Origin of the sequence: Vibrio sp. V39_P1S14PM300, from assembly GCF_009904765.1 — a bacterium.
Taxonomy (GTDB): domain Bacteria; phylum Pseudomonadota; class Gammaproteobacteria; order Enterobacterales; family Vibrionaceae; genus Vibrio; species Vibrio proteolyticus.
The window spans coordinates 1-3,225 of the sequence record NZ_WXWP01000404.1 but is presented as its reverse complement, the minus strand read 5'-3'; the positions used below and the strand labels follow the sequence as shown (position 1 = coordinate 3,225).

4 protein-coding genes are annotated in these 3,225 nt (G+C 55.1%); 2 read left to right on the top strand and 2 right to left on the bottom strand.

Going from position 1 to position 3,225, the window contains the following annotated elements:
• Window positions 1-112 precede the first annotated feature (112 nt).
• Window positions 113-490, top strand: a complete 378-nt coding sequence (locus tag CAG65_RS21180) for an SMR family transporter (RefSeq protein WP_161454896.1) — start codon at window positions 113-115, stop codon at window positions 488-490.
• A complete protein-coding gene (gene mdtI / locus CAG65_RS21175; protein ID WP_021706039.1) occupies window positions 487-816 on the top strand; it encodes a multidrug/spermidine efflux SMR transporter subunit MdtI in 330 nt (109 codons plus the stop codon). The genes CAG65_RS21180 and mdtI overlap by 4 nt, the downstream gene beginning before the upstream one ends.
• Window positions 817-864: 48 nt before the next feature.
• On the opposite strand, the gene edd is transcribed toward mdtI, so the two are convergent.
• Window positions 865-2,661 carry a phosphogluconate dehydratase gene (edd, locus tag CAG65_RS21170; protein ID WP_161454895.1) on the bottom strand — a complete coding sequence of 599 codons (1,797 nt, stop codon included), beginning with the start codon at window positions 2,659-2,661 and terminating at the stop codon, window positions 865-867.
• Window positions 2,658-3,179, bottom strand: coding sequence for a gluconokinase (locus CAG65_RS21165; protein ID WP_021706041.1), 522 nt, complete (start codon window positions 3,177-3,179; stop codon window positions 2,658-2,660). The genes edd and CAG65_RS21165 overlap by 4 nt, the downstream gene beginning before the upstream one ends.
• Window positions 3,180-3,225 lie beyond the last annotated feature (46 nt).

The following is a 3,225-nucleotide window of genomic DNA, read 5'->3' as shown; positions in this document are numbered from 1 at the left end:
TTACCAATCTGACGTTTCAATTATTCCGTCTGGCCAGACGCATCAGTTAAACCCAGCTGTAATACGCAATTCTCCGTTATGCATATTTTTAAGAACTTGTAGAAGGTGAATTATGTTTCTTGCACGAATATTTCTGTTATTAGCCATCTCGGCTGAGGTGGCGGGCACCAGTACCATGAAGCTGATTGGCGTGCATGGTTCCTTGTGGGGCTATGTTGTGATGTACGCTCTGATTTCGGTGTCGTATTACTTTCTTTCACTGGCGGCGAAGAAGATCGCCATCGGTGTGGCGTACGCGGTTTGGGAAGGGCTGGGCATTGCTCTGATCACCCTGGTGTCGCTGTTCCTGTTCGATGCAGATTTGAACGCTCAGGAGCTGATTGGCTTGGCGATGGCCGTTGTCGGAATTGTGATGGTGACCAGTGGAGAGCAGCACAGTACCCCAGCCGACAAGACATCGATCTCAACGACGGTGAGGTGTGAATCATGAATCAATTTATGACGCTCTCGTTTGGTTTTGTGGTGCTGGCGGCGATTGTCGATATTATGGCCAACATGGCGCTGACCCGCTCGGATGGTTTTCGCCATAAAATCTGGGGTGTGACAGCGATTGCCTTGGTACTGGCTGCCTTTACTCTGTTGGCTCAGGCTGTGAAAGAGATTGATCTGGCCGTGGCGTATGCTTCCTGGGGAGCGATTGGTATCCTCGGCACGGCTGTGGGTGGTTCAATTCTGTTTAAGCAAAAACTCAAACCGATAGGCTGGGCTGGGATCTTTGTTGTCATCATGGCGGTGGTGGTAATGAAAACGGCCTAAGCGCAAAACAAAGAAAGGGCGGAAAAACCGCCCTTTTTCATTTTCCAATCACACGATGAAACTGGCTCCGTCCTCTGCGCTGGACACCGTTTGTCGCATCACCCGAAACAGATCGCGCCCCCAGGTGGACTGGTCAGTATCGGCGTTGGTTTCCCCAGCCTGACGCCCGTCCATCTCAGAGAGATTTTGTAACACGCCAGACTGGCAGTCGAGCCGCACCATATCGCCATTTTTGATCAGACCAATCGCACCACCACGCAGGGCTTCTGGTGAAACATGAATCGCGGAAGGGATCTTGCCCGAGGCGCCAGACAGACGTCCGTCCGTCACCAACGCAACCTGATAACCCGCCTTTTGAATGTTCCCCAGAATCGGCATCAGCTTGTGTAGCTCTGGCATACCGTTGGCCGCCGGACCATTGTGTGTCACGACGACGACACAATCACGATTGAGCGCTCCCCGTTGATAGGCTGCCTCGACCTCATGTTGACAGCGAAATACCACGGCAGGCGCTTCAATGCACTGCTGATCCTGTTTCACCGCCGATACCTTGATCACCGCACGTCCGAGGTTGCCACTGAGCACCCGGGTGCCACCCGTGTTCTGGAAAACCTCACCGTCTGCGGCGATCACCTCGGCATTCTGTGTCCCATGGCAAGCCGTCCAGCCCAGCTTGCCATGGACTAAGTCTGGTTGGCTGAGCTGATCATCAAAGGTGCCGAATACGGGGGTGACGTCGCGGTGAAGCAACTGTGACAGATCCAGCCTTCTCATCAGGGCGGGGACGCCGCCGGCTTGCTGGAACGCATTCATGTCTGCCGGACCGTTTGGGTATACCCTGGCCAGCAACGGGACCACATCCGACAGGTCACTGATATCTTGCCAGGTCAGCATCAGACCAGCCGCCCGGGCAACCGCGACCATGTGAATGGTGTGGTTGGTGCTGCCACCAGAGGCGAGTAAGGCGACGATGCCATTGATCAGGCTGTGCGCTGTGACCACATCGGCCAGTGGCCTGAAATGGGCAGAGCCGGATGTCATGGCGGCGACTTTTATTGCCGCTGCGCCGGTCAATGCCTGGCGAAGCGGCGAATGTGGGTGAACAAACGCCGAGCCGGGCAACATCAGCCCCATGGCTTCAAAAACCAGCTGATTGGTGTTGGCGGTGCCATAGAACGTGCAGGTGCCGGGGGAATGGTAGGCGCGGCATTCCATGTCCAGTAGCTTTTCCTTACCCACTTCGCCTGCGGCGTATTTCTGGCGAATATCCACTTTTTCTTCGTTACTGATCCCGGTTGCCATCAGGCCGGCGGGTACAAAGGCGGTGGGCAGGTGGGCATAACTGAGTGCGCCCATCAGTTGACCGGGCGCGATTTTGTCACAGATCCCAAGCAGCAGGGTTGCATCGAACACGTTGTGGCTGAGTGACAGCGCCGTGGCCTGAGCGATCAGATCGCGCGAGAACAGTGACATGTCCATGCCCGGCTGCCCTTGAGTGACGCCGTCGCACATGGCGGGCACGCCTCCCGCAACCTGAGCGGTATGCCCATACTGGGCGAGCACCGCTTTGATTTGATCCGGATAGTGCTGGTAGGGCTGATGTGCACTCAACATGTCGTTGTAAGCGTTGATCAGCGCGACATTGGCGTGGGTAAAGTTGAGGATCTGTTTTTTTTCGCTTGAGCAGGAGGCGGCGACGGCGTGCGCCAGATTGCCACAGGATAAACCAGTGCGGCCCTTGCCAGTCCGGGCCTGCTCTTGTGTGCGGCACAGAAACGCAGCGCGTGAGTCTCGACTGCGCTCAATCAACCGTTCAGTCACGGCAAGGACGGTCGGATGGGTCATGCGGCGGCCTCACTCTGTTTGAGCAACAGTTCTGCGGCGTGCGCCACCACGTCATCAATCGATCCCTCGATGCTGACCACTAGTGTGCCTGCTTCGTTGTCCGGGCGCTCCAGTGTTTCGAACTGGCTTTTGACCATGTTCTCTTTCATAAAGTGGCCCTGACGCTGGCGCATACGTTCAAGGATCAGCGCCATATCGCCATCCAGAAATAAGAACGTGACATTCTGGTTGCCATCGCGGATCTGGTCGCGGTACTTCTGCTTAAGGGCGGAACAGACGATAATACCGTGCTCATTCTTGTTTTCCAGGCTGTAGGCAGCATCACGAATGCGCTCCAGCCACGGTTTACGATCGTCATCATCCAGCGGTTGGCCCGAGGCCATTTTTTGAATATTTGCCCTAGGGTGGAGGTCATCACCATCGATGAATTTACGTCCCAGCTTTGCTGCCAGTTGTTCACCAATTGTACTTTTACCACAAGCACATACGCCCATTACAATGACGCTACTACCAGCCATAACGACTCCTTTAAACCAAATTTGCGCGTGATCTCATTTTTAAAAT

What these genes read in the sequence shown, in the direction of transcription:
- CAG65_RS21180 (WP_161454896.1), top strand. Translation starts at nt 113, where the DNA reads ATGTTTCTTGCACGAATATTTCTGTTATTAGCCATCTCGGCTGAGGTG.
- CAG65_RS21165 (WP_021706041.1), bottom strand. Translation starts at nt 3,179, where the DNA reads ATGGCTGGTAGTAGCGTCATTGTAATGGGCGTATGTGCTTGTGGTAAA.
- mdtI (WP_021706039.1), top strand. Translation starts at nt 487, where the DNA reads ATGAATCAATTTATGACGCTCTCGTTTGGTTTTGTGGTGCTGGCGGCG.
- edd (WP_161454895.1), bottom strand. Translation starts at nt 2,661, where the DNA reads ATGACCCATCCGACCGTCCTTGCCGTGACTGAACGGTTGATTGAGCGC.